This window comes from Streptomyces sp. PU-14G (assembly GCF_041028275.1).
GTDB lineage: Bacteria > Actinomycetota > Actinomycetes > Streptomycetales > Streptomycetaceae > Streptomyces.
The window spans coordinates 1-538 of the sequence record NZ_JASKYT010000787.1 but is presented as its reverse complement, the minus strand read 5'-3'; the positions used below and the strand labels follow the sequence as shown (position 1 = coordinate 538).

At 66.7% G+C, this 538-nt stretch carries 1 pseudogene; it reads left to right on the top strand.

The annotated features are described in order from the left end of the window. Window positions 1–538: pseudogene (locus AB8Z75_RS35300) on the top strand (non-ribosomal peptide synthetase); the annotation flags it as partial.

Sequence of the window (538 nt, the reverse complement as noted above, 5' to 3'; positions counted from 1 at the left end):
GAAGGAGCGGCTGCGGGCGATACCGGACAAGGGGATCGGGTTCGGTCTGTTGCGGTATGTGAACGCGGAGACGGCCGAGGCGTTGGCCGGCCGCTCGACGGGGCAGATCGGTTTCAACTACCTCGGCCGTTTCACCGGCTCTGACCTGCCCGAACACCTACGCGGACTCGGCTTCCACCAGGCACCCGAAGCCGCCGACCTCGTCGCCACCCCGGACGCCGCGCTCCCGGCCATGGCGCCCCTGGACATCAACTCTCTCGTCACTGACAGCGGCGCGGGCGAGGAGTTGACCGCACAGTTCGCCTTCGCCGGTGGCGTGCTCTCACGCGAGGAGGTGGCGGAGCTGGGTGAGTTGTGGGTTGGGGCGTTGACGGGGCTGGTTCGGCATGTTGCTTCGGGGGAGGCGGGTGGTCTGACGCCTTCGGATGTGTCGTTGGTGGAGGTGTCTCAGGGGGAGATCGAGGCGTGGGAGCGTCGGTTTCCCGGGTTGGTGGATATTTGGCCGCAGTCCACGCTTCAGGCTGGTTTGCTTTTCCAC